This is a genomic window from Cryptosporangium japonicum (assembly GCF_039524755.1).
Classification (GTDB): Bacteria; Actinomycetota; Actinomycetes; order Mycobacteriales; family Cryptosporangiaceae; genus Cryptosporangium; species Cryptosporangium japonicum.
The window spans coordinates 114,883-137,292 of sequence record NZ_BAAAGX010000003.1 but is presented as its reverse complement, the minus strand read 5'-3'; the positions used below and the strand labels follow the sequence as shown (position 1 = coordinate 137,292).

21 protein-coding genes and 3 pseudogenes are annotated in these 22,410 nt (G+C 70.0%); 13 read left to right on the top strand and 11 right to left on the bottom strand.

Features of this window, described 5'->3' with window-relative positions; all coding sequences use genetic code 11:
- The first annotated feature begins 16 nt into the window (after positions 1-16).
- Both adhP and ABD437_RS02510 read left to right on the top strand, forming a co-directional pair.
- Complete coding sequence (gene adhP, locus ABD437_RS02515; protein WP_344647073.1) at positions 17-1,030, top strand: alcohol dehydrogenase AdhP; 1,014 nt, start codon at positions 17-19, stop codon at positions 1,028-1,030.
- Between the two features lie 98 nt (positions 1,031-1,128).
- The gene (locus tag ABD437_RS02510) at positions 1,129-1,533 is read left to right on the top strand and encodes a pyridoxamine 5'-phosphate oxidase family protein (RefSeq protein WP_344647072.1); all 405 of its coding nucleotides are present in this window, start codon (positions 1,129-1,131) and stop codon (positions 1,531-1,533) included.
- A gap of 29 nt (positions 1,534-1,562) precedes the next feature.
- Here ABD437_RS02510 and ABD437_RS02505 read toward each other — a convergent pair whose 3' ends face one another.
- The gene (locus ABD437_RS02505; RefSeq protein ID WP_344647071.1) at positions 1,563-2,204 is read right to left on the bottom strand and encodes a response regulator; all 642 of its coding nucleotides are present in this window, start codon (positions 2,202-2,204) and stop codon (positions 1,563-1,565) included.
- Between the two features lie 102 nt (positions 2,205-2,306).
- Here ABD437_RS02505 and ABD437_RS02500 point away from each other — a divergent pair, with 102 nt between their 5' ends.
- The 3 genes from ABD437_RS02500 (at position 2,307) to ABD437_RS02490 (ending at position 5,465) form a co-directional block, all read left to right on the top strand.
- Positions 2,307-4,028 (top strand): sensor histidine kinase, encoded by a 1,722-nt coding sequence (locus tag ABD437_RS02500; protein ID WP_344647070.1) that lies wholly within the window; start codon positions 2,307-2,309, stop codon positions 4,026-4,028.
- Between the two features lie 134 nt (positions 4,029-4,162).
- Positions 4,163-4,864, top strand: a complete 702-nt coding sequence (locus ABD437_RS02495) for a CBS domain-containing protein (RefSeq protein ID WP_344647069.1) — start codon at positions 4,163-4,165, stop codon at positions 4,862-4,864.
- 1 nt (position 4,865) lies between these two features.
- On the top strand, positions 4,866-5,465 hold the full coding sequence (locus ABD437_RS02490; RefSeq protein ID WP_344647068.1) for an Rv1733c family protein: 600 nt from the start codon (positions 4,866-4,868) through the stop codon (positions 5,463-5,465).
- A gap of 42 nt (positions 5,466-5,507) precedes the next feature.
- On the opposite strand, the gene ABD437_RS02485 is transcribed toward ABD437_RS02490, so the two are convergent.
- Positions 5,508-6,377, bottom strand: coding sequence for a universal stress protein (locus ABD437_RS02485; RefSeq protein WP_344647067.1), 870 nt, complete (start codon positions 6,375-6,377; stop codon positions 5,508-5,510).
- Positions 6,378-6,634: 257 nt separating this feature from the next.
- Between ABD437_RS02485 and ABD437_RS02480 the strand changes: the two genes are divergently transcribed.
- Positions 6,635-6,889, top strand: a complete 255-nt coding sequence (locus ABD437_RS02480; protein ID WP_344647066.1) for a hypothetical protein — start codon at positions 6,635-6,637, stop codon at positions 6,887-6,889.
- Positions 6,890-7,150: 261 nt separating this feature from the next.
- On the opposite strand, the gene ABD437_RS02475 is transcribed toward ABD437_RS02480, so the two are convergent.
- The 3 genes from ABD437_RS02475 to ABD437_RS02465 form a co-directional block, all read right to left on the bottom strand.
- Positions 7,151-7,672 carry a hypothetical protein gene (locus ABD437_RS02475; protein ID WP_344647065.1) on the bottom strand — a complete coding sequence of 174 codons (522 nt, stop codon included), beginning with the start codon at positions 7,670-7,672 and terminating at the stop codon, positions 7,151-7,153.
- Between the two features lie 171 nt (positions 7,673-7,843).
- Positions 7,844-8,527 carry a hypothetical protein gene (locus ABD437_RS02470; RefSeq protein ID WP_344647064.1) on the bottom strand — a complete coding sequence of 228 codons (684 nt, stop codon included), beginning with the start codon at positions 8,525-8,527 and terminating at the stop codon, positions 7,844-7,846.
- Positions 8,528-8,642: 115 nt separating this feature from the next.
- Positions 8,643-9,050, bottom strand: coding sequence for a hypothetical protein (locus tag ABD437_RS02465; RefSeq protein ID WP_344647063.1), 408 nt, complete (start codon positions 9,048-9,050; stop codon positions 8,643-8,645).
- 535 nt (positions 9,051-9,585) lie between these two features.
- On the opposite strand from ABD437_RS02465, the gene ABD437_RS02460 reads away from it, so the two are divergent.
- The 5 genes from ABD437_RS02460 to ABD437_RS02440 all read left to right on the top strand — a co-directional run bounded on the left by ABD437_RS02460 (position 9,586) and on the right by ABD437_RS02440 (position 15,520).
- Positions 9,586-11,064: a tetratricopeptide repeat protein gene (locus tag ABD437_RS02460; protein ID WP_344647062.1), complete on the top strand. Its 1,479-nt coding sequence runs from the start codon at positions 9,586-9,588 to the stop codon at positions 11,062-11,064.
- A gap of 65 nt (positions 11,065-11,129) precedes the next feature.
- Entirely contained in the window at positions 11,130-12,245 is a 1,116-nt protein-coding gene (locus ABD437_RS02455) for an MFS transporter (protein WP_344647061.1), read from the top strand.
- Complete coding sequence (locus tag ABD437_RS02450; RefSeq protein WP_344647060.1) at positions 12,235-13,842, top strand: alpha/beta fold hydrolase; 1,608 nt, start codon at positions 12,235-12,237, stop codon at positions 13,840-13,842. Before ABD437_RS02455 ends, ABD437_RS02450 begins: the two co-directional genes overlap by 11 nt.
- Positions 13,843-13,951: 109 nt before the next feature.
- Complete coding sequence (locus ABD437_RS02445) at positions 13,952-14,152, top strand: hypothetical protein (RefSeq protein WP_344647059.1); 201 nt, start codon at positions 13,952-13,954, stop codon at positions 14,150-14,152.
- Positions 14,153-14,929: 777 nt separating this feature from the next.
- Positions 14,930-15,520, top strand: coding sequence for a hypothetical protein (locus tag ABD437_RS02440; RefSeq protein WP_344647058.1), 591 nt, complete (start codon positions 14,930-14,932; stop codon positions 15,518-15,520).
- Between the two features lie 238 nt (positions 15,521-15,758).
- Here ABD437_RS02440 and ABD437_RS02435 read toward each other — a convergent pair.
- Positions 15,759-16,455, bottom strand: a pseudogene (locus ABD437_RS02435) (IS5 family transposase).
- Between the two features lie 168 nt (positions 16,456-16,623).
- Between ABD437_RS02435 and ABD437_RS02430 the strand changes: the two are divergent.
- Both ABD437_RS02430 and ABD437_RS02425 read left to right on the top strand, forming a co-directional pair.
- Entirely contained in the window at positions 16,624-17,583 is a 960-nt protein-coding gene (locus ABD437_RS02430) for an SRPBCC family protein (RefSeq protein WP_344647057.1), read from the top strand.
- The gene (locus ABD437_RS02425; RefSeq protein WP_344647056.1) at positions 17,580-18,755 is read left to right on the top strand and encodes a zinc-dependent alcohol dehydrogenase; all 1,176 of its coding nucleotides are present in this window, start codon (positions 17,580-17,582) and stop codon (positions 18,753-18,755) included. Before ABD437_RS02430 ends, ABD437_RS02425 begins: the two co-directional genes overlap by 4 nt.
- 487 nt (positions 18,756-19,242) lie before the next feature.
- On the opposite strand, the pseudogene ABD437_RS02420 reads toward ABD437_RS02425, so the two are convergent.
- The 5 genes and pseudogenes from ABD437_RS02420 to ABD437_RS42950 all read right to left on the bottom strand — a co-directional run.
- Positions 19,243-19,407 (bottom strand): annotated as a pseudogene (locus tag ABD437_RS02420) (aldehyde dehydrogenase); the annotation flags it as partial.
- Positions 19,404-20,657, bottom strand: a complete 1,254-nt coding sequence (locus tag ABD437_RS02415) for an MFS transporter (protein ID WP_344647055.1) — start codon at positions 20,655-20,657, stop codon at positions 19,404-19,406. The gene ABD437_RS02415 and the pseudogene ABD437_RS02420, both read right to left, overlap by 4 nt.
- A 54-nt stretch (positions 20,658-20,711) precedes the next feature.
- Positions 20,712-21,311, bottom strand: a complete 600-nt coding sequence (locus ABD437_RS02410; RefSeq protein WP_344647054.1) for a TetR/AcrR family transcriptional regulator — start codon at positions 21,309-21,311, stop codon at positions 20,712-20,714.
- Positions 21,312-21,469: 158 nt separating this feature from the next.
- On the bottom strand, positions 21,470-21,715 hold the full coding sequence (locus ABD437_RS02405) for an NUDIX hydrolase (RefSeq protein WP_344647187.1): 246 nt from the start codon (positions 21,713-21,715) through the stop codon (positions 21,470-21,472).
- Positions 21,716-21,929: 214 nt separating this feature from the next.
- A pseudogene (locus tag ABD437_RS42950) lies at positions 21,930-22,046 on the bottom strand (IMP dehydrogenase); the annotation flags it as partial.
- Positions 22,047-22,410 lie beyond the last annotated feature (364 nt).

Genomic DNA, 22,410 nt, shown 5'->3' with positions numbered 1-22,410 from the left:
CGAGAAGGAGGCCGCCATGCGCGCCGCTGTCGTCCCTGCCCTCGGTGCTCCGCTGGAGATCCGGGACCTGCCGGTCACCCCGCCCGGTCCCGGCCAGATCCTGGTCCGGATCGAGGCGTCCGGCCTCTGCCACACCGACATCCACGCCGCCCGGGGCGACTGGCCGGTGAAGCCCACCCCGCCGTTCGTCCCCGGCCACGAAGGCGTCGGTGTCGTCACCGGGATCGGCTCCGGGGTCACGTCGGTCGCGTGCGGCGACCGGGTCGCGCTGCCCTGGCTCGGCCACGCCTGCGGGCACTGCCGGTACTGCGTCTCCGGCCGCGAGACGCTCTGCGCCGCACAGCAGAACACCGGCTACTCGATCGACGGCGGCTACGCGGAGTACGCGATCGCCGACGCGGCCTTCGCCGTTCCGGTGCCCGAGGGCGTCGACCCGATCGACGCCGCGCCGCTCACCTGCGCCGGCGTCACCACGTACAAAGCGGTCAAGGTCGCCGGGATCCAGCCGACCGAGCTGGTGAGCGTCGTCGGCGTCGGTGGCCTCGGGCACCTGGCCGTGCAGTACGCCTCGATCGTCGGCGGCACCGTCATCGGCGTCGACGTCCGCGAGGACAAGCTGCAACTGGCCAAGGACCTGGGTGCGACCTACACGGTCAACGCCGCGACGACCGATCCGGTCGAGGCGATCCAGCAGCTCGGCGGCGCCGATGTCGCGATCGTGCTGGCGGCGTCGTCCGCGGCCGCGAGCGCCGCGCTGGCGTCGCTGCGTCCGGGCGGCCGGCTCGTGCTGGTCGGGCTCCCGAAGGACGGCGCGATCGAGCTGCCGATCTTCGACACCGTGCTGCACGGCAAGCAGGTGATCGGGTCGATCGTCGGCACCCGCCAGGACCTGACCGAGGTGTTCGCGCTGCACGCGCTGGGCCGGACCCGGGTCATCACCCAGGCCCGCGCGCTCGACGAGGTGAACGAAGCCTTCGACGAGGTGCTGGCCGGCGACGTACCGGCGCGCCTGGTCTTCACCCGCTTCTGACGGCGGGTGTCCGGACGTCCCGCGCCGCACCCCGAGACTCCGCGGCGCGGGACCTTCGACCCTGGGAGAACGGGGTGATGGCGCTCGACACTGGGCCGATGCATACCCCGCCCCGGACTCTCGTCGCGCTCGATCGGGACGAGAGCCTCGCCCTGCTGAGCAGCGTGCCGGTGGGGCAGGTGGTGTTCACCCACCGGGCGCTCCCCGACGTCCTGCCGGTCAACTTCCGGCTGGACGGCGACGGGGTGGTGATCCGCGTCGCGGCCGGCTCGACGCTCGCGCGGGTGGCGGACGGTTCGGTGCTCGCGTTCCACGTCGACCGGGTCGACGAGGCGGCGCACACCGGCTGGAGCGTCACCGTGGTCGGGCGCGTCACCGAGGTGACCGATCCCGCCGAGCGCCGTCACCTCGAGGAGCTCCCGCTGCGCTCCTGGATCGGCGACACCCGCGATCACTTCCTCCGGATCGGGATCGAGCGGGTGACCGGCCGCCGCCTGGTCTGACGTCGGGGCCTCGGGCGCCGCCTCGGTGGTCAGGCGTCCGGGCCGAGCAGTTTCGTCGCCAGGATCGCCGCCTGGGTGCGCCGCTCCAGCCCCAACTTGCTCAGCAGACTCGAGACGTAGTTCTTGACCGTTTTCTCGGCCAGGAACATCTGCTCGCCGATCTGCCGGTTGGTCAGTCCGTGCGCGATCAGTTCCAGGATTTTCCGCTCCTGCGGCGTGAGCCGGGCGAGTTCGGACGGGGTGTGCTCGCTCCCCTCCCGGATCCGGTTGAGCACCTGCTGGGTCACCGCCGGGTCGAGCAGGCTCTGCCCGGCCGCGACCCGCCGGATGCCGTCGACCAGGTCGGTGCCGCGGATCTGCTTGAGCACGTAGCCGGCGGCACCGGCCATGATCGCGCTGAACAGCGCCTCGTCGTCCTGGTACGAGGTCAGGATCAACGCTTTGATCGTCGGGTCGGCCGACCGGACGTCGCGGCAGACGTCGATGCCGTTGCCGTCGGGGAGGCGGGCGTCGAGCACGGCGACGTCCGGGCGGAGCGCGGGGATCCGCCGGGCGGCCTCGGGCGCGGAGCCGGACTCGCCTATCACCTCGATGTCACCGCTGGACTCGAGCAGCGCGACCAGACCACGACGGACGACCTCGTGGTCGTCGAGGAGGTACACCCGGATCATGCGTCGTTCCTACACCCCCTGCGTCGCCGATGCGGCCGGGTCGGCCGACATCGTTCGCTACGCTCCGAGCGGCGGTAGGGGTACGGGCGCGGGGAGCACGCGGTGACCGACATCAACGAGGGAGCGTCGCTGCCGAGGTTGCGGCTCGACACGTTGCTGCGTGAGCTGATCACCCGCGCGGAGGACCTGCTCGACACCCAGTCCCGGCTTCACCGGCTGCTCGACGCTGTGGTGTCGATCGCCAGCGATCTGAGCCTGCCCGACACGCTGCGCCGGATCGTCGAGCTCACGGCGGAGCTGGCGGGGGCGCGGTACGCGGCGCTCGGCGTGATCGGGCCGGAGCGTCTGCTGGTCGAGTTCATCACCGTCGGGATGGACTCCGAGACGCGGACCGCGATCGGCGACCTGCCGCACGGCAAAGGCATTCTCGGCCTGCTGATCAACGAACCGAAACCGATCCGGCTGCACGACCTCTCCCAGCACCCGGAGTCGTACGGGTTTCCGCCCAACCACCCGCCGATGACCTCGTTTCTCGGCGTCCCGATCCGGGTGCGCGGCACCGTGTTCGGCAACCTCTACCTCACCGAGAAACGTGGCGGGGAGGACTTCAGCGAGGAGGACGAGGACGTCGTCGTCGCGCTGGCCGCCGCGGCCGCGATCGCGATCGAGAACGCGCGGCTGTTCGAACAGACCCACCGGCGCGAGCAGTGGCTCGCCGCGTCGACCGACGTCACCGACCGGCTGCTCCGGGGTGCGGACGTCACCGAGACCAGCGCGCTCATCGTGGCGAAGGCTGCCGAAATCGCCCAGGTGGACGCCGCGTTCCTGCTGCTCCGCGACGGTGGCCCGGACGACGATCCACGGCTGGTCGTGCGGGCGGCGTTCGGCGAGGGTGCGCATCACTTCGTCGGCGCCTCCTACGGCGTTCCGTCCGTGCGGACGGAACTCCTCGCCGGTGACGGAAGCCCGTACCGGTTCGAGGGTGACGGTGCCCACCCGTTCGTTCCGCTCGACCCGGACCCGGTGCCCGATCGGTTCCTCGGGCCGGGCGCGATCGTGCCGCTCTCCTCGGGCGGCCAGGTGCTCGGTGTGATCACGGTGGCTCGGCACGAGGGACGTCCGCCGCTGGGCGAGGCGGACGTCCGGATGCTCCACGCGTTCGCGGGGCAGGCCGCACTCGCCCTCGAATTCAGCCGCGCCGCCACGGATCGGCAGCGGCTCGCGGTCTTCGAGGACCGCGACCGGATCGCCCGTGATCTGCACGACCTGATCATCCAGCGGCTGTTCGCGGTCGGCCTCGGGCTGCAGGGCGTCAGCATGATGGTCGGCAGCCCGGAGGTGACCGACAAACTCAACGCGTTCGTCGACGATCTGGACGACACGATCCGCGACGTCCGCAAGACGATCTTCTCCCTGCAGGAGCCGGTCGACCGTCCCAGCGGGCTGCGCGGCGAGGTGCTGCGCATCGTCTCCGGATCCGCGGAGACGCTCGGCTTCGAGCCCCGGCTGCGTCTCGACGGCCCGATCGACTCGGCGGTGCCGGACGAAGTCCGTCCCGATCTGCTGGCCGTGCTGGGGGAGGCACTGACGAACGTGGCCCGGCACGCGCGGGCGGCCAGCGCCGAAGTGGAGCTGAGCGTCGACACGGACGCCGGCCGGGTGACGCTCGTGGTCACCGACGACGGGGTCGGCCCCGGCGCCGACGTCACCCCGGGCCACGGCACGGTGAACATGGCCGCGCGCGCCCGCCGGTACGGCGGCGACTGCACCCTCGAGCCGCACGTCCAGCGCGGCGCCCGGCTCTGCTGGTCGGTACCGCTCTAGTCCCGGCGTGTTCGGGACTTCGGCCTCTGCTCCCGCCCTCATCGTCGTCCGACGATGAGGGTGAGAGCACCGGGGATCGCGGGATCCGCCGGTGGGGACGCGCGGCGGGAGCCGCGCCGGCAGAGGAGTCCACGATGACCCACCGTCACGTCAGGGACGTCATGACGACCGAGGTGCGCACCGTCTACATCGGAGCGCCGGTCAAGGTCGTCGCCGAGGAACTCGAGGCCGGCCGGGTCAGCGCGCTGCCGGTCGTCGACGACGACCGCCGTGTCGTCGGGATCGTCTCCGAGGCCGACCTGCTGCACAAGATCACCTACCAGGACGACGTCGACGACTGGCCCCGGCTGCTCCGCCGGCACCGCACCGACCGGGCCAAGGCCGAGGCCGCGTCCGCCGGGACGCTGATGACCTCGCCGGCCGTGACGATCGGACCGGGAGCCTCGGTCGTGGAGGCCGCCGCGCTGATGGAACATCGCAACGTCAAACGGCTTCCGGTGATCGACGACACCGGCGACCTGATCGGCATCGTCAGCCGGCGTGACCTGGTCCGGCTCTTCACCCGCAAGGACGAGGATATCCGCACCGAGGTGGAGCACGAGGTGTTCGGCCGGGTGCTGATGCTCACGCCGGGCACGGCGTCGGCGTGGGTGGCCAACGGTCACGTCACGCTGCGCGGACGCTTGCAGCGCAAGAGCGAAACCGAGATCGCCGCCGAGCTGACCCGCCGGATCGACGGCGTCGTCGGCGTCGCGAACTCGCTGACGTTCGGCCAGGACGACACCACCTACCGCGCGCTCCGCGAGGACGTGGCCTCGCGCGGCATCTTCTACTGAGATGGGCCGCTACTCGCCGATCCGCCGGACGCTGCGGCGGATCGGCTTCGGGCGCAGTCCGCTCCGCCGCGGCGTCGATCGCGCGGACGAGGTCGTCGGGCTGCTCACGACCGCGCTGGCCGTCGGCCTGGTGATCACCGCGGCCGTCCTCGGGACGACGTCGTACCGGGTGGCCGCCGATCAGCGCGCGCGGGAGCTGACACATCGGCACGTCGTCACCGTGGAGTTGCAGGCGGACACGGTCTCCCCGCCCACGGCCACGAACGCGCCGGTGTACCGCCAGCGCCTGCCGGTCGAGGCGCGCTGGACCGATGCGACCGGAGCGGTCCGCCGCGGCGACGTCTATCCCTGGTCAGCCGGGTACAAGGGCGACCGGACGCCGGTGTGGTTCGACGAGTCCGGCACCCCGGTGCGCCCGCTGACGAGTACGGGCGACCTGCGGGCCCGCGCGTGGACGGGCGCGCTGGCGGCCGTCGGGATCGGCGGGCTGGTGCTGTTCGCCGTCTACTCCACCGCCCGCGCCGTGACCGATCGCCGCCGGTACGCCGCCTGGACAGCCGAGTGGACCGCGGTCAGCGGGCACTGGCGCCACCGGATCTGATCGAGGGCGGCCCGATCGGGCCGCCCTCGACGCGACGTGTGGTCAGCGGACCACCAGCACGGGCGCGTCGGCGTGGTGCACCAGGCGGCGTGCGACCGAGCCCAGGACCATGCCGGCGAAGCCACCCCGGCCGTGGGAGCCCACCACGACCAGCCCGGCGTCGCTGGACAGACTCAGCAGCATCCGGGCCGGCTGTTCGCGTTCCATGACGGTCCTGACCTGGACACCCGGGTATTTGGTGCGCCACTCGGACACCTGCCGCGTCACCAGCACGTCGGCGTGATCTCGGGCCTCGATCCAACTGGGCGCCACGGCCGCGCCGAACACACCGAGCAAGGTGACGTCGCTCCAGGCGTGGGCGACGATCAGTGGCGCGCCCCACCGGTCGGCTTCGGCGAAGGCGGCCTCCAGCGTGGCCGAGTCGTGGTCCGAACCGGCGATGCCGACGACCACCGGCGCGTCCGGACCGGGCCGACGATCGGCGCGGACCACGACCACCGGGCAGTCCGCGTGCGCGGAGACAGCGGTGGACACCGACCCGAGGACCACCCCGACGGCCGGGTCGAGCCCTCGGCAACCGACGACCACGAGCTCGCTGAACGTCGCCGCGTCCAGCAGCGCGCGCACGGCGGGCTCATCGCTGATCCGGCCCTCGACCGGCAACGTCGGCACCGCCGCGCGGACACGTGCCAGCACGCGGTCGAGGGTGGTCCGGCCGTCGACCCGGGCGGCGTCCTTCAGCTCGGCGAGGCGATATCCCCCGTAGAGCGGCCGCTCACCGGGCCACCCGACCGCGACGAGCACCTCCAGGGACACGTGGCGGGCGTTCGCGTAGCGGGCCGCCCAGTCGAGCGCGGCCAGTGACGGCGCCGAGCCGTCGACACCCACGGTGACCACAGTCGTGTCTGACATGTCTGCCTCCTCTCTCCTCCTCTCAGGGTTCGGTGCGGCGGGGGGTCGCGGCAGAGGCGGAGGTCCCGGCGGAAGACCCGGTCCCTTCGGGACGTCCGGCCCTGCCGCGGTCGCGGCGCCGAGCCGAGTCTGGAGGGGGGCCGACCGGATGGCGCAGCCCGACGAGGTGGCGACGCTGATCTGCCGCGGCGCAGCGGCGGCGCCGTGTCGACCCTGCGAGGGCGGCTGGACCGCCTGACATCGAAGAGGTGGGTGCGATGACACTCGAGACTCGGCCGACCGGACTGCGCCGGGCACTACGCACCGGGGCGGGTTTCGGCATGGGTACCTGGCAGGGCCTCTTTGAGGCCCTCACCATCGGCGGCCCGTCTCGGGTGATCTCCAGCATTCGTGCCGAAGAACGCAGCCAGCTGCCCGAGCTCGCGCAGGAGCTGGACACCGGCCGCTGGGTCAAACGCCACGACGACGCGACCGCGGTCCTTGTCTACCCGTACACCGAAGGTGCCTGGTGAGCAAGGTGACCGCCCTCGACCTTGCCACCGGCGCGTTCGCGGTGGAATAGCAGCGACAGCTGGCAGGGGTAGTTCCGGCCGCAGTCGGTCGGAAATCCTGCAGGGTGAGGGTGCGCAATGCCTCAGCGGCCCTGCCGGTCAGCGGGCCACGGCCGGGAACGGCACGTGGGTTGGGTGAAGCACGTCCGGCGACGAGATGACCAACGACGATCGCTTGTCGGCCTAGCCGCCGCTCGACCGACGAGTGTGCCGACGCACGAGCTATTTCCAGCATTGCCAGGAGCTCGGCTTGCGGTAGTCCGCCGGCCGATCGATCGCGTCCTCACCGTAGAAGTCCTGGCAGGCTCGCCATGTGTCGATTGGGCTGACCGTTCTACCACGCACGCACCGCCAGTCGTAGGCGGTGGTTCCGCGTAGCTCGGCCCTCGCGTAGCCGACCGACTGGCAGGAGGCGTTCAGGTTCAGGTCGCCGGCGAGGCCTTCGGTGATCCAGCAACCCCATGAACCCCAGATGCGAAAGTCGTCAAGCCGGTCGATCGCCCGGTTGCCGTGCTCGCGACGGCAGGCGTCGGCCATGTCGATACGCGCCGAGGCGCCCGGCCTGGCACACCACCAGTCGTACGCGTCACCCCCGCGGTATATCCCCGCGGTGTAGCCGATGCTCTGGCAGTAGTGGATCACGTCCAGCTCGACTGTGCTCGCGGCCCGCGCACTGCGTGCCGCCGGACCGAGCAACCCGCCGATCACCAGCACCAGAACGACGTATATCGGTCTAAAACTCACGCGACAAGAGTAAACCGGCAGAGCGAAAGACGAACGCGGCGACACTGCGCCGCTGGCCGTCGACTGCGGCAAGATCTTTTCCCCGATCGGCGCGCTCGGCCAGGCCGAGGCTGTGCCCATGTCCGTTGATCGAGATCTGGCCGTGGATCTACGGGCGAAATGAGGACTCACCTATCCGCCGCGGTGTTCACGCACGGGGCGGTAATCACCGTCGTGCCAGTAGCTGACCTCGATGTTCGGAAGCTCGTCCTGGAGTTGGTAGGCCAATTGCCGCCCTTCGGACCGCCATCGTTCGGCGTCCTCGGGAGTGGGGAACTCGAAGTTCGTGAGCGGTAGCCGGCTGAACTCTGTGTTCCAGTCGCGCAGTCGCTGGACGAGTGGCTGGCTGATGCCTAGTCGTTCGAGGCGGATGGGGCCGTCCGAGTCCCAGACCGGGTCATCAGTCATGTAGTCGCCCATCAACCTGACCGCCCGATCGGGCCAGAAGATGTCGGAGTCGTACGGCGGGTTCCAGTCGCCGGTCGTCACGACATGGCCGATGAGGCGCAGAGCCTCGGGAAGGGCGATGGTGTCTTCAATGGAGTACTCGTTCCCGACACCGTCGGCGCGGATGAGAACGACGCGGTCCGCACCGCGGGTCTGGCGCTCGTAGGCGACCTCGTCCGGAAAGCCGGCCTGCTCCCGGCGCGTGACCCGGGCTCGTACGCCGTTCGTGATGAGCCCGAGTTCACGCCCCGAGGACGCGGTGAGCCGGATTTCCGTCTCTCCGCGAGCGATCAAGCCGTTCAGCGACTTCTGGATATCACCGGTCTCAACCCTAGTTCCGTCGCCGAACCACCAAGTCTCTGTCGCCAATGAATCGGTCCGTTTCGCGAGATCGTCCGCTTGCTTGCAGCCAGATAGTGCTTCCGCGGCCGGCCCAGCAGCCCGTCGGACAGCATCTCGTCCGCACGCGTGCTCGGTCTCGGCCTCAGTTCCTGCCGACCGGACCTGACTCATCGGGCGGCCACCAGAAGAGATCCGATTCCGCCGTCGGCGTCAGATTGCCAGTCATCACTATCTGGCTGATCAGCCCAACCGCCTGGGTTATGTGGATCGTTTCGGCCACCGGATACTCGTACTCCTTGCCATCGGCACGCTGGAAAACCGGCATCTCGGGACCGGCGGCGATCTGGTCGTAGGCGACCCGCTCGGGCGTGTGCGGTCCGTCGCGGCGCAGAAGCCTGGCTCGGACGCCGTCGGTGATGAGCCCGAGCGAGCATGCAGAGGTGCTCGTGAGCCAAATCTCTGCTCGGCCGCGCGCGATCTTGCGGTGAATCGCTCGCGCCACGGAGCCGGGGGACACTCGGTCTCCGTCGTCGAACACCCACTGCCCCATTGCGGCTACCTTTTCAGTGCTGGCGTGCATCTTTGACCGTGTATAGCTGGCGGAAGTTGCCGCGAGGACTCTGGCTGCATCGGGCTTACGCTGAGCCGTAGGTCCATCGCCCGACCGAATCGCCCGGTCGGCTCGGGCGTGAACGATCCGCAGCCGGATGCCCGCCCCAGCCGCGGCGATGTCATCGGGCGTTGTCGCAGTCAGCATGAATGCGAACGGGTCGGTGAAGAGGGTGTCGCACGCCGGCCCGGTACTCCGTTGACAACCTGCGCCTCGTAGCTTTCACTCGTCGATGGGGACGAAACGTCCCGTACCGGGTGAAAAAGGAGGGGTCCCATGCGGCTCACGGTGAAGAAGCCCAAGGAAGAGAAAGTCGACTTCGCCGTTCTCTACGGCGGCAAGACTCTCTAGCAGAGCGGTCCGAGGGGGCGTCGAATCGGCGCCCCCTCGTCGACACGCGCGGGTGACGACTCCACGGGACGCGGTGATGACGGATTTCGACGCTCCACATTCTTCGCCGGTCTCCTTCGGCGTCGTGAAACAGATTCTTCAGTACTTCGGATTGACCCCGGACAACCGCGACCCGCTGATCACGCCGAGCCTTCGCCTCTTTTATCCGCTGGACGATCAGCTCGCCGCGTTCGTGCGCGCCGGCGCGATCAGCCTGACCGATGCGGCGACGTCGGCCGAGCAGATCCGGTTCTTCCAGCAGCGGCGGGCGGACCGGCACCACGTCAAAGTCAGCGAGTTGATCGCGTCCACGCACGGTCCGGTCACGATTCGGATCGGTAACTGCTCGGCGATCGACACGCCGAGCCGTGCGTTTCTGCAGTTGGCCGCCGCCGTCGCCGGCTGGACGGTGACGTACACCGAGGAGCCGACCGGAGCGGTTCCCGCGTCCCCGTCGGCGGCGGAGACCCGGCTTCTCGACGCGGTGCACGAACGCCGGATCCGAGCGGAGGCGGATCTGGTGTGGAGGTCCGCGTTCGAGTACGTGAACGTCGGCGATGCCTGGACGGGCGTGAATCTCGGGCGTCGGCTCGCCGCGGTCGAACCGTCGGCGCGGGTCTGGAACCTGCTCGCGCTCAGCTTCGCCATGCTCAACGAATCCGAGAACGCGCAATTTTACTACGACAAATGGGCCGCCGACGGCGACGATGTCGACGAGATCCGAGCGCTGTACGGGAAATCGATGCTCTACGCCAGACATCATCCCGACGGGCTCCGGGATCTGGACGAATGCGCGCGGATCCTCGATTCCGCCTACGCGATCATTCAGCGACTGGATCCGGCCACGCGGGCGGAGGACACCATGGTGTTCGACGAGGTGTTCAATCGCAACGGCTACGCGCTGGTCCTGTACCGCCGCGGCGAGGTGGACGAGGCGCTCGCTCTCCTGGAGAACGGAATCGGCCGCTTGACGCAGACCGGCGAGAAGGTCGCGATTCATCGATCGGTTCTGATCTACAACCTGGCGCAGTGTCACAAACAGCTCGGCCGGATCGACGACGCGATCGCGACCTATCAGCGTCTGCTCGACGTCGACCCGTTCATGCCCGAATACCACCTCGAGTCGGCGAAGTGCCTGGCGGCTGCCGACCGGTACGACGAGGCCGTGGCCGCCTGCCGCACCGCCATCGACCTCGACCGGACTCTCCCGGTGGCGTGGACCCTGCTCGGCCTGTATCTCGGCGAGTCCGAGCACTTCGCGGACGCCGCGGCCGCCTATGAACGCGCCGCCGCTCTGGACCCCGCCCACCGACCGGTGCGTATCGACGCCGCCTACTACTGGATCCTCGCGGAGGAGGTCGAGAAGGCGTCGGCGGCGCTCGACTCCGTGCCCACCGACCGTCTCGCCGATTCGGAGTTCGAGCGGTACGCGTCGCTGCTCGCCGAGGTGCACCTGCGCCGCGGAGACGACGAACTCGCGGTCGAGACGCTGACGTCGGCGTTGAAGCGCCTGCCGGACTCGACGACGCTCCGCGAGAACCGTGCCGTGTTGGCCCCTGCATGAGGCAACCGCTCGACCTCCGCGTCCAACTGGGCGTCTTTTCGGTCTTGTTCGCGTCCGGTATGTGGATGTCGAAGATCGCCCAGCCCCTGCACTTCGCCCGGGCTGACGCGCTGGTGGCGTTCGGCGTCGGGTACGCCGTGATGGCGGTCGTCGGAGGGTTCGCATTCGCCTGGGGAGCCGTCGCGGACCGGATCGGTGGCCTGAACGCCGTACGACTCGGCGCCGGCGCGTACGCCGTCGGTATCGCGGGCCGGATCTTCACCGACGTCGGCCCCTCGGTCGCATTCTCCGCTCTGGCCGGTGCCGGGGCGTCGATGGCGCTCGTCGGAATTCGGCCCTGGATCCGGTCCCGGCTGAGCGACTCCGAGATTCCTCGCGTCGTCGGCGCCCGGAACCTGGGCAACCAGATCGGGGTGTTCGCCGGAACGCTCGGAGCGGCCGGAATCTTTGCGTTCGCGCCGCACGGCGACAGCGGCACCCGGGGGGCACTGCTGATCGCGCCGCTTCTCGTGGTGGCCGGCGTCGTGTGGCTGACGTCGGCGGCGCCGACGCGCGCGTTGCCACCGGCCGTGGTGGAGGCCGACGCCCCACCTTCCCGGCAGCAGTACCAGGTCCTCTCGGCCAAGCTCGCCGTCATCGGGGTCCTGTCCGGCTTCTACGTCAGCCTCGTGACGCCGTACCTGCCGGTGATCCTCGTCCGGAGCGGCCTGCCGGAGGCGGGTGTCGCCGTGCTCGTCGCGGCCATGAGCGCAGCTCAGATCGGGGTCACCGCCGTACTCACCCATCGCGGGACCCGGGAGCGGCCGTTCGGGCTCTTCCTGGTCGCGGAGGCGACGACCGGCGTGCTGACGCTCGCCGTCGGCCTGGCGATCGGCTTCTCGGTCGTCGTCGTCGCCGTCCTTCTCGTCCTGCGTGCGGGGTTCGTCGCGGTGGCGATCACGGCCGAGGAGACCGTTCAGTACGCGGTGATCCCGGCGAACGCGGTCGGCTTGGTGTTCGGCATCTCCCAGACCGCCTTCCTGATCGGTGACGCGCTCGGCGGCGCGGCCGGGGGGACGCTCTGGGCGGTCATCGGCCCGACCGGGCTGGTGACGATCGCGGGGCTCGCCACGCTGCTGAACGCGGTGCTGCTCCCCACCCTGCTCCGGCCCCGGACCCTGGTGGCCTCCGTTGCCCATTGAGACGATCTTCGGGGAGGACCACCTGACGCCGGTCGCCTGCGTCGCCGGTGAGCTCTGGTACTTCAACGACGTGAGCGGCACGCTCCACGCCGGAGCGCCGCGTTACACCGAGATGGCGATCGACCATCTCGCGGCGCCGTTCCTCGTCCCGGGCGACGGGAGGATCCTCGACCTGGAGATCGCCGGCGGCGCGCTGTCCGTACGCAACCACCTGCTCGCCCCCGGCCCGAGCCTGACGCGTGGACCCGCGACGAGCCACCCGGCCGGCATCGACGACGGGTGTTCCGTGGACGGCGTCGTGCCCGGGCCGGAGCGGACCCGGTTCGCGGTGGTCACGTCGTCGACCGGACCCGGCGTCCGCCTCGTCTGCCTGCGGACCGGGCGGACGCTCGACGCCGACCTGCCGCCCGGCGCGACCGTGCACGCCGTTCTGTCGGGCCCGGTCGTCCTCGCCGACGACGGAACGCGCTACACGATCCTGGGCCCCGAAACGTCCACCGGCGGCGAGGGGGCCGTCGTCAGCGTCAGCGGTGACCGGTTCGTCGTGTCCTCCGACCCCAAGGGCGAGCGGGCTTTCGACCTCGTCACACCGACCGGCGCGCATCGGCTGCGCGCGCCGTCCGGCTGGTCGCCCGTGCAGGTCACGGTGTCCGCGGACGGACTGGACGCCGTCTGTCTCCACCGCGAACACGGCTACGGCGTCTGCTCGCTCGACGGCGACGTCGAGCCGGTCCCCGGCACCGCCCAGCTCTTCGACCTGGGAGAGCACCACCCGGCGATCCGGGTCACCGGGCTGGCGTCCGGCTCCACCTGGCGCTGCGGCGCCGCCCGCTTCGCCGGGATCGCCGGCCCCCGGCCCGCCTACCGGGTGTGTCCGGAGATCGTCGAAGGCCTGCCCTGCGTCCACGTGCGCTCAGGAGACGCCGCCGACCGACTGCTGGTTGCCCTGCACGGCGGCCCGGACAGCCACGAGTGGGACGACCTCCGGTACGGCGGCGCGTACCGATCCCTGCTGGACGGCGGGTTCGACCTCGCGCTGGTCAACTTCCCCGGATCCCGCGGTTTCGGCCCGGAGCTGCAGCAGTCGGCCTGGAACGACTGGGGCGAGGCGGCCTCCACGACGGTCGCCGCGGTCGAGCGGCTTCGCACGCGACGTCCGTACCGCTGTGTTGTCGTGCTCGGGGTCAGCTTCGGTGCCTGGTTGGCCACGCAGATCGCCGATCGCATCCGGGCCTGTGGTGTCGTCGCTCTGTCGCCGATCCTCGAACTGCGCCGCCATCTTGATCACCATGCTCGGGGCGACACCCGGTTCGCGCAGTGGGCGAGAGATCGGTTCGGGCCGGGGTTCGCTGCCGCCGCCGACGGGGACGCCCGGGTCCGGGCCTGCACGACGCGGGTCACCGCGCTGATTCCCGCTGACGACGAACGCGTCCCATCCGCGGCGTCCGCCGCGTTCGCGACCGGGCAGGGATGGTCGACGGTTGTCGTCCGGGGGAGCCACTACCCGTCGACCGAGGCCGACGCGGACGCCCGGTGGGAAGCCCTGCTCCGGGCGGTCGACTCCGCGGCGGCCTCACCGCATGAGCACGCGCTCTGATATCCGCGCCGCGGCGACGATCGGAAGGCCTCAGCCGGGCGTTCAGGTCGGTGCCGTATCGGCCGATGAGACCGGCGGCGTAGGTCGCTCGGAAGCTCAGGGAGCCTCGATGAAGAGCCTCGCCGCGAAGACCCAGCTCATCCGCGCCGGCATCATCGTGGCGACGTTCGGTCTGCTCGGAGGGGTTCTGGCCGGGATTCGTTGGTGGAACCTGCGACCCACCCGGCCGCTGAGCGCGGAAGAACGCCGAAAGCGCCAAGACCGGTCGACGCGGAGGTCGACTGACCCCATGGCGGGCCCGGCGTGCTGAGATTGATGAGCGACTACTTCTGTGGATTCCCGGTGTGGGACGACCTCGGCCTCACCACGTCACCGGAAGCGCTCGGTGTGTCGACCCAGCTGGCCGCGCGACTCTACGTCTGGCAGGAACTCTAGGGAACTCAAGAGGGAAATCGAGGTCGATCTCTGGCCCGTGGCCGACTGCCCTCCAGAGACCTAGACCTCCACGCACACGAGGCTCAGGCTGACCCGTACGTCCATGGACCGACCTCGATCGATGGAGGCAGCACAGGGTCCGGGTTCGGGCTGGTCGGGTCCTGGCTGGTTCCGGTCTCCTTAACTCGCTCCAGGCCGACGATCTTCGCCCTCACAGCAGGCCGGTCTTCGCTCGACGAAACATCGGCGGACCCTTCAGTGGTTTCCACGTCTGCCCTCTCGTCGCCCCGCCCGAGCAGGTCATGCTCTGACGTGCTGCAGCTCCTCACTAGCGTAAGATAGTAGGGCTGTGTCCGAAAGATCGTTTTTGGGAGGCGATCGATCGCCGCGGAGGGACCACACCCAACGCCGTTCGCGCTGGAGGTCAGTGCTCAGCCCGATCTCACAGCGCGTCGAGGGCGTCGCGCGGGCCGGCCCGGGAGGAGACGCCCGGCTCGGGGAAAACGCCTTGTTCAGCCAGCTGCTGCGAAGGCCGAGGTGGGTGCGGCGCCGGCACGGCGGGTCACCACCGTGCCGTCGCGCGTCAGGATCAGCGTGGGCACCGCCTGGATCGTGAACCGCTCGGGCCGGTCGGGCTCGGCTGCTGATCGGGATGGTCCGGGCCAACCGCCCGGGGCGCGCTCTCCTGGGCCTGTCCAAGCTGCTCGTCGGCGCGTTCGGCTCGGCCGCGATCGCGCTGACCAACTCCAGCGTCTGGCGGCTGGGTGAGGCTCTCGGCCCACTCCGGCTCACCGTGATCATGCTTCTCGGGCTGACCGCGTTGGTGACCTGGTTGATCGTCGCGCACGACCTGTGGGAGAAACCCGACCGGGACACCTCGGCTGAGCTGGCCCGGTTGTTCAACCAGGGGACAGTCCTCACCCTCGCCCTGGCCACCACCCTCTCCTACCTGCTGCTGTTCGCCGGAACGGTGCTCGCCGCGGCACTGTTTATCGACACCTCCGTGCTGGAACAGACCCGGCAGCGGCCGGTCGACCTCACCGACTACGTGACGCTCGCCTGGCTCATCAGCTCGCTGCCACCGTCGGTGGCGCGATCGGATCCGGGCTGGAGGACGAGGAGACGGTTCGGGCGGCCGCGTACGGCTACCACCCCGAACCCGACGGCTGGCAGGACGAGCGCGACGACTGAACCCGGTGGTACTCCGGCTCCGGCGGCGGTCAGCCGACCGGAAGGTCCATAGTGGTCGGGTTTCAGGCACGCAGGAGAGCATTCGCTGCGAGACGGGATGGATCCGTCTGTTCTCCGTTCTGGAATGGGTCAGCTTGGCGCTGATCTCCGGTGCCGGAATCGCCTGGCTGGTCATTCAGCGGCGACGCTCGGGAGCGGGACGGCCGGGCGCGAGGCGTCGGACGCACTAGCGAGTGTCCTGTAAGTCATCGGAGCCAGAGCACGATCGCGGCGATGACGAGTTCTGACTGTTAGTAGGCCATCCGTTTGGCGTAGCGGGTGGCCAGGTCGCGGAACTGCTTGAGCCGGTTGAAGCAGCGTTCGACGACGTTGCGCTGCTGGTAGCGGATCCGGTCGAAGGCCGGCGGCCGGCCACCGGCTCTGCCTTTGGCCGCCCGCCGGGCGGTCTGGTCGGCTCGTTCAACGGCAGCAACTGCGGATTGTCACCGGCCTGACCGGGCGTGAGCAGGATCCGCATCGGCAGACCACGCCCGTCGACGGCCAGATGAATCTGGGTGCTCAACCCGCCGCGGGACCGCCCGAGCCCTTCACTCTCGACGCTGAAAGCTTCGACGTCGATCCCGCGGCCCGACTCGGTCCCGCAGCCCCCTTTTGCGGGCCCCAGCGGCGTGCTGGTGGGCCCGGACCACCGAGGAGTCGACGCTGATGATCCACTCCACCTCACCGACCGCATCGTTTGACGATCACGTGATCGAGGATCTTCTGCCAAGTGCCGTCCGCGGTCCACAACCGCAACCGCTCATGCGCGGTCTTCCACGGCCCGTAGCGTTCGGGCAGGTCACGCCACGGAGCACCGGTCCGCAGCTTCCACAGAATCGCGTTGATGACCTGCCGGTGATCACGCCACCGACGCCCTCGACCCGACGTCGGTAACAACGGCTCGATCCCCGCCCACGCCCGATCAGTCAGCTCTCCACGACCCACCACGCCACACCAATACCAAAAGCCGCAGCTCAACTACTTACAGGACACTCGCTAGTCAGATCTATCGGTTTAGGCGATTTCACGCGGGGAAGCCGCACGTCACTTGGCGTGCTTCAGGCCGCCGCGGACCGGGACGCCCGGCCGGGTGCAATCCGATATCGGAGGCTATCCGTGACTCGACTGGAAATCCGAGAGGCAGCAGAGACCAGGCCGGACCCGGTGCAGCGGCGCGGCCGCGGCCTCGGCTGGATGAGCCTCGGCCTGGGCGTGGCCCAGCTGGTGGCGCCGAACGCGGTGCGCCGGATCAGCGGCGTGGACGACTCCCCGACGTCCCGGGTGGTGGTCCCCCTGGTCGGGGCGCGGGAACTGGTCCACGCGGCCGGGCTCTTGACGAGCCGGCGCAAGGGTGCCTGGGCCTGGACCCGGGTGCTGGGCGACGCGATGGATCTGACCGCACTGGGTGTGGCCATCGCTCACCGCGGCGGCCGTCGCCGGCGGCGCCTGCTGGGCGTCACCGGGGCGATCGTCGGGATCACCGTGGTGGACGTCCTGACGGCAGTGCAAGCCACGAGGAGGAAAGGGAACGCTATGGAATTGACAGCGACGACCACCATTCGCAAATCCGCGCCGGAGGTGTACACGTTCTGGCGCGCTCTGGAGAACCTCCCGACGTTCATGGCGCACCTGGAGGAGGTGCGCACCACGGGCGGCCGGACGAGCCATTGGACCGCCGGCGCCCCGTTCGGCAAGAACGTCGAGTGGGACGCCGAGATCGTCGACGAGACGTCGGGGGAGAAGATCGCCTGGCGCTCGACCGGGGACGCGGACGTGCCGAACTCCGGCACGGTCCGGTTCGTACCCGCTCCGGACGGTGAGAGCACCGAGGTCCACGTCGCCCTCACGTACGACATCCCGGGCGGCACGGTCGGCAAGGCGGTCGCCAAGTACTTCGGCGAGGAGCCGCACCAGCAGCTCGACGACGACCTGCGCCGGCTCAAGCAGGTCCTGGAGACCGGCGAGGTGGTCCGGTCCGACGGTGCCCCGTGGGGCAAGCGGGCCCGCAAGGAGTTCCCGCAGCGTCCGGCCCAACCGTTGTCGGACGAGGAACTCGCGAAGGGAGCGGACGCATGAGGGCGAACACCTGGGCCGGCCGCAACAAGGTCAAGGTCCGTGACGTACCGGACCCGAAGATCCTGAACCAGCGCGACGCGATCGTGCGGATCACCTCCACCGCGATCTGCGGCTCCGACCTGCACCTGGTCGACGGATACGTGCCCACCATGCAGGACGGCGACGTCATGGGCCACGAGTTCATGGGGGAGGTGGTCGAGGTCGGGTCCGGCGTCCCCGCGGAGAAGCTGCGGGTCGGCGACCGGGTCGTCGTGCCGTTCCCGATCGCCTGCGGCGCGTGTGCCGCGTGCGCCGCCGAGCTGTACTCGTGCTGCGAGAACACCAACCCGAACGCCGGCATCGCGGAGAAGATGTTCGGCCACCCGGTGGCGGGGATCTTCGGCTACTCGCATCTGACCGGTGGCTTCGCGGGCGGTCAGGCCCAGTACGCGCGGGTACCGTTCGCCGACGTCGGCCCGCTGAAGATCGAATCGGATCTGAGCGACGAACAGGTCCTGTTCCTGTCCGACATCCTGCCCACCGGCTACATGGGCGCCGAGATGTGCGATATCCAGCCCAGCGACGTGGTCGCGGTGTGGGGCGCCGGTCCGGTCGGCCAGTTCGCGATGGACAGCGCCCGGGTGCTCGGCGCCGCGAAGGTCATCGCGATCGACAAGGAGCCCTACCGGCTGGAGATGGCCGCGAGTGCGGGCCACATCCCGGTGAATTTCGACGAGGTCGACGTCCGCTCCCGGCTGTTGGAGCTGACCGGTGGCCGAGGACCCGACAAGTGCATCGACGCGGTCGGCCTGGAGGCCACCCACGGCAGCGCCCACATCGGCGCCTACGACCGGGTGAAGCAGGCCGTGCGGTCGGAGACCGAACGCCCGCACGCGCTGCGCCAGGCGATCCTGTCGTGCCGCAGCGGCGGCGTGGTCTCGGTGATCGGCGTCTACGGCGGCTTCCTCGACAAGTTCCCCGCCGGTGCCTGGATGAACCGATCCCTGACCCTGCGGACCGGGCAGTGCCACGTGCAGCGCTACATGAAGCCGCTGCTGGCGCGCATCGAGCGCGGCGAGATCGACCCGACCCGGATCATCACCCACACGCTGCCGCTCGACGAGGCCGAACGCGGCTTCGAGATGTTCAAGAACAAGCAGGACGAGTGCGAGAAGGTCGTGCTCAAGCCCTGAGCACGGAGTGCTCCGCGACGGCCGGTCAGCGAGGCGGAAGGGGGCCTCGCTGACCGGCTTCTTCGACAAAGTTCGCGCCGCCGCGAATGAGAGTCCAGGCGCGGGGAAGGCGCGGTCATGGCCAAAGAAATGGAAGGCGACAACCGCAAACGGCGCGCACTCGCCCGCGAGGCACGCGCGGAGGACAGGAGTCCCAGCGAAAGCGGAGTGACGCTCGGCTCCTCCAAGCAGCGCGAGCACACCCGGACCGGCCGGAGGGACGGTCCGCCGCCGGCCGGTGCGCACAAGCCCGGGGCGCACGCACCGGTCACGCACCGGCCGCACGACGACACGGAGACCAGCGTCGCCGCAGCTCGCCGACTGCTCACCCGCGCACGCCCAGCGTCGCGCCCAGGCGGTGTTCGCCGCGGCCCGGGCGTACGCGCTGTGCTCGTCGGTGCCCGCGATCAGATCCTCGACCAGGTTGCGGCGTAATGCCCGGACGGTGGCGGCCCGGTTCGAAATCGGTGCGGCCCTCGTACAGGTGCAGGTCCGAGCCGCAGATGTTCGACGAGGTGATCCGTACCAGGACGTCGGTCGGCCGCTCGATCCTCGCGTCCAGCACGTCAGTGACACCGACCTTCCGCGGCCCTTCGTAGACGACTGCCTTCACGGTTCCTCCTCGTCGCTGATCCCACCAACGCGCCTGGCGGCTCCATTACACGTGACCGCTCCCTTTGGGCGGTATTGGCAGAAATGCCGAGTGGCCGGATGGTGTTCGGGTCGACGCGCGGCGGTCCCCACCCTGATCTCCGGAAGGATCGTCGCGACCGCCAGCACGGCCAGGATGACGCCGACGACCAGCGGTGCCCGCAGGCCGAAGCCGTCGATGACCGACGCGCCGATCGCCGAGCCGAGCACGATGCCGGTCGTGATGAACGACGAATGCACCGTGTTGACGAGCGGCCCGGTGTTCCCGGCCCGGTGCACCCTCGTCACCATGGCCGGGTTCATCGTCACCCCCACCAGCCCGACGCCCAGCAGGAACCCCAGTGCGAGCGGCTTGCTGCCGGTGAACACCGCCAGGCCGGCCAGGAAGACGGCGTTCAACGCGGTACCGACCAGCAGCGTCGGGATCGTCCGCCGGTCGGCCAGCCGGCCCACGACGAAGTTGCCGATCACCGTCGCCGCGCCGTAAGCCAGCAGGAGCAACGGCACCGTCCCCGGGGCGAAGCCGGTGACCCCGGTGAGGATCGGGGCGACGAAGCTGAAGGCGGAGAACGTCGCGCCGATGATGAGCGTGCTCGACACCAGGGCGAGGATCAGACGCGGGCGGCGGAACACCGACGCACCCGCGGCGCCCGACTCCGGGGCGGCGTCCGGATCCGGTACGAACTCGATCGTCAGCACCCCGGCGATCGCGGTGAGCACCGCGATCGCCCAGAACGCCGCCCGCCAGCCGAAACGCTCGCCCACGACGGTAGCGAAGGGGAGCCCGAGAAGTGTGCCGACCATCAGGCCGGTCATGACGACGCCGACCGCCCGGCCGCGGACCTCGGGGGCGACCGCTCGCACGCACAGGGAGATCGCGATGCCGAAGAAGGCCTGCGACGCGGCCCCGGTGACGATCCGGGCGACGATCATCGTCCAGTACGTGGGCGCGAGCGCGGCCAGGAGGTTGCCGGCGAAGAAGATCGTCAGCACGATCAGCAGGGCGCGCTTCGGCGCCACCCGTCGCAGCCGCAGCACCAGCACCGGCCCGCCCACCGCCATCGACACGGCGAACACCGTGACGAGGTAGCCGATCTGTGCGATGCCGGTGTCCAAACCGGCGCTGAGCTGCGGCATCAGCCCGGCGACGACGAATTCGCTGGTGACCATCGCGAAGATCCCCGCGGCGAGGACGTAGATCGATCGGGGCACGGACCGGGCACCTTTCTGGGACGACCTGTACAGAATTAAGACAGCGCGCCGCGGTCAGGCGAGGCTGCGCAGGGCGCAGGCGGCGATCGCGCGCAGGGTGTCCGCGCCGGCCCCACCACGAGAGGCGACCCGGATGCCGACGATGGTCGCGTTGACGAACTCGGCGTACGCGGACGCGTCGAGGGCGGCGTTGATCTCGCCGGTCGCCTGCCCCAGCCGGATGCACGTGGCCAGCGCCGCCAAACGCGCCCGGGTGTCCCGGTTCACCTGGTCGACGACCGGCGCGTGGGCGGGGTCCCCGGCTAGTTCCACCAGTGTGTTGACGGCCAGGCACCCGGTCGGCTCGCCGTCGGCCTGCCGCCGCGACTCCTGCTCGACGGTGCCTTCCAGCAGCGCGGCGACCTTGTCGAAGGCGCTGAGCCCCGGGGCGCCCAGCACGGCCTCGAAACCGGTGCTCGCGTCGGCCAGGTACGCCGACAGGCACTCGGAGTAGACCACGTCCTTCGTGCCGAACGTGTTGTACAGGCTGCTCCGCCCGAGCGCCGCGGTGGTGCACAGGTCTTCGGTGCTGGTGCCCCGGTAGCCGTGACGCCAGAACTGGCGCACGAGGGAGCCGAGGGCCTGATCACGATCGAAGCCGGGGGTGCGCGCCACACGAGTCAGGCTAGTGATTCTGTATGGACAGGTCCATACAGAATTTCCGCCCCGGAGACGCGGCGGTCGCGAGGGCTCGGGGCCACGATCCCGACGACCACGACCGTGGCGGCGACAGGTGCCGTGCGGCGTCTGGCCCTGCCTCCCCGCTCTGGGGGTCAACGAGCGCGGGCGACCCGAGGCCCGACGAGAGCCTCCGCCTCCGCCAGGCGGTACCAGCCTGCGCCGCTCAGCTCGGACTCCTGGAAGCGGCCGATGTCGCCGCGCCTAGTGGTGAACGAGTAGCCGAAATCGAGATGGAAGTGGGCGGGTTCCGGTATCTCGGGCCGTGCCGGCACCAGACCGACCTCGGCCTGACCACGGACCAGCAGTGCGCCGGCGGTGGCGTGCATCGGGTAGGTCATGCGAGGCGAAGCCCCGGCCCCGCCGGAGCAGCTCCATCGGTTCGGACAGCGGGCCGGCCTCATCCGGGTGGCCGGCGACGTAGGCCGAGAGAGTCCGGGAGAGGATCTCGTCGCTGATCGCCATCGGCTGCCTCCCGGGCGGATCGATCAGTTGCCGTCGGTCAGGCGGTCGCGGAGGCGGACCTCGGCGCCGTTCCGCAGGAACGACTGGTGGCTGACCTCGACCGCGGTGGCCGATGCCTTTCTGTCCGCGGGGAATGCCGATCGAACCTCCGCCGATCCCGACCTTGACGAAATCCGCGCCCGCGCCGGCCAGATACCGGAAGCCGTCGCCGTTTCGGCCAGACGGAGTAGCCGTCGGAGAGTCGATGCACAGGAGATCCGCGCCGGCCTCCACCAGCGCCGGGATCCGCTCGCGGGTGTTGACCCCGGCGCCGACCGTGAACTGTTCTGGTCGTCGATGGACTCGTCGCGGGACTTCTTGTGCAGCTCGTAGTCCCGCCGCAGCACGCGGCGTCGCGCTCGGAGGCGGCCAGCAGCGCGCTGACCTCGCCGAGGGTGGCGGAAGGCTGGACGTTGACGTCGGAGTGCCGGAACCCGGCCTGGTGTCGTTTGACCGCGCGGACCATGTCGGATTGCTCGTCGACGGAAGCCGTAGCGCCATCCCGGCCGGAGACGCGCGGCGCTGTTCGGGT

Bases quoted from the DNA above. Each gene is read 5' to 3' on its own strand.
- adhP (WP_344647073.1), top strand. From the start codon at position 17: ATGCGCGCCGCTGTCGTCCCTGCCCTCGGTGCTCCGCTGGAGATCCGG.
- ABD437_RS02510 (WP_344647072.1), top strand. From the start codon at position 1,129: ATGCATACCCCGCCCCGGACTCTCGTCGCGCTCGATCGGGACGAGAGC.
- ABD437_RS02505 (WP_344647071.1), bottom strand. From the start codon at position 2,204: ATGATCCGGGTGTACCTCCTCGACGACCACGAGGTCGTCCGTCGTGGT.
- ABD437_RS02495 (WP_344647069.1), top strand. From the start codon at position 4,163: ATGACCCACCGTCACGTCAGGGACGTCATGACGACCGAGGTGCGCACC.
- ABD437_RS02490 (WP_344647068.1), top strand. From the start codon at position 4,866: ATGGGCCGCTACTCGCCGATCCGCCGGACGCTGCGGCGGATCGGCTTC.
- ABD437_RS02485 (WP_344647067.1), bottom strand. From the start codon at position 6,377: ATGTCAGACACGACTGTGGTCACCGTGGGTGTCGACGGCTCGGCGCCG.
- ABD437_RS02480 (WP_344647066.1), top strand. From the start codon at position 6,635: ATGACACTCGAGACTCGGCCGACCGGACTGCGCCGGGCACTACGCACC.
- ABD437_RS02465 (WP_344647063.1), bottom strand. From the start codon at position 9,050: ATGGGGCAGTGGGTGTTCGACGACGGAGACCGAGTGTCCCCCGGCTCC.
- ABD437_RS02455 (WP_344647061.1), top strand. From the start codon at position 11,130: ATGTCGAAGATCGCCCAGCCCCTGCACTTCGCCCGGGCTGACGCGCTG.
- ABD437_RS02445 (WP_344647059.1), top strand. From the start codon at position 13,952: ATGAAGAGCCTCGCCGCGAAGACCCAGCTCATCCGCGCCGGCATCATC.
- ABD437_RS02440 (WP_344647058.1), top strand. From the start codon at position 14,930: ATGGTCCGGGCCAACCGCCCGGGGCGCGCTCTCCTGGGCCTGTCCAAG.
- ABD437_RS02425 (WP_344647056.1), top strand. From the start codon at position 17,580: ATGAGGGCGAACACCTGGGCCGGCCGCAACAAGGTCAAGGTCCGTGAC.
- ABD437_RS02405 (WP_344647187.1), bottom strand. From the start codon at position 21,715: ATGACCTACCCGATGCACGCCACCGCCGGCGCACTGCTGGTCCGTGGT.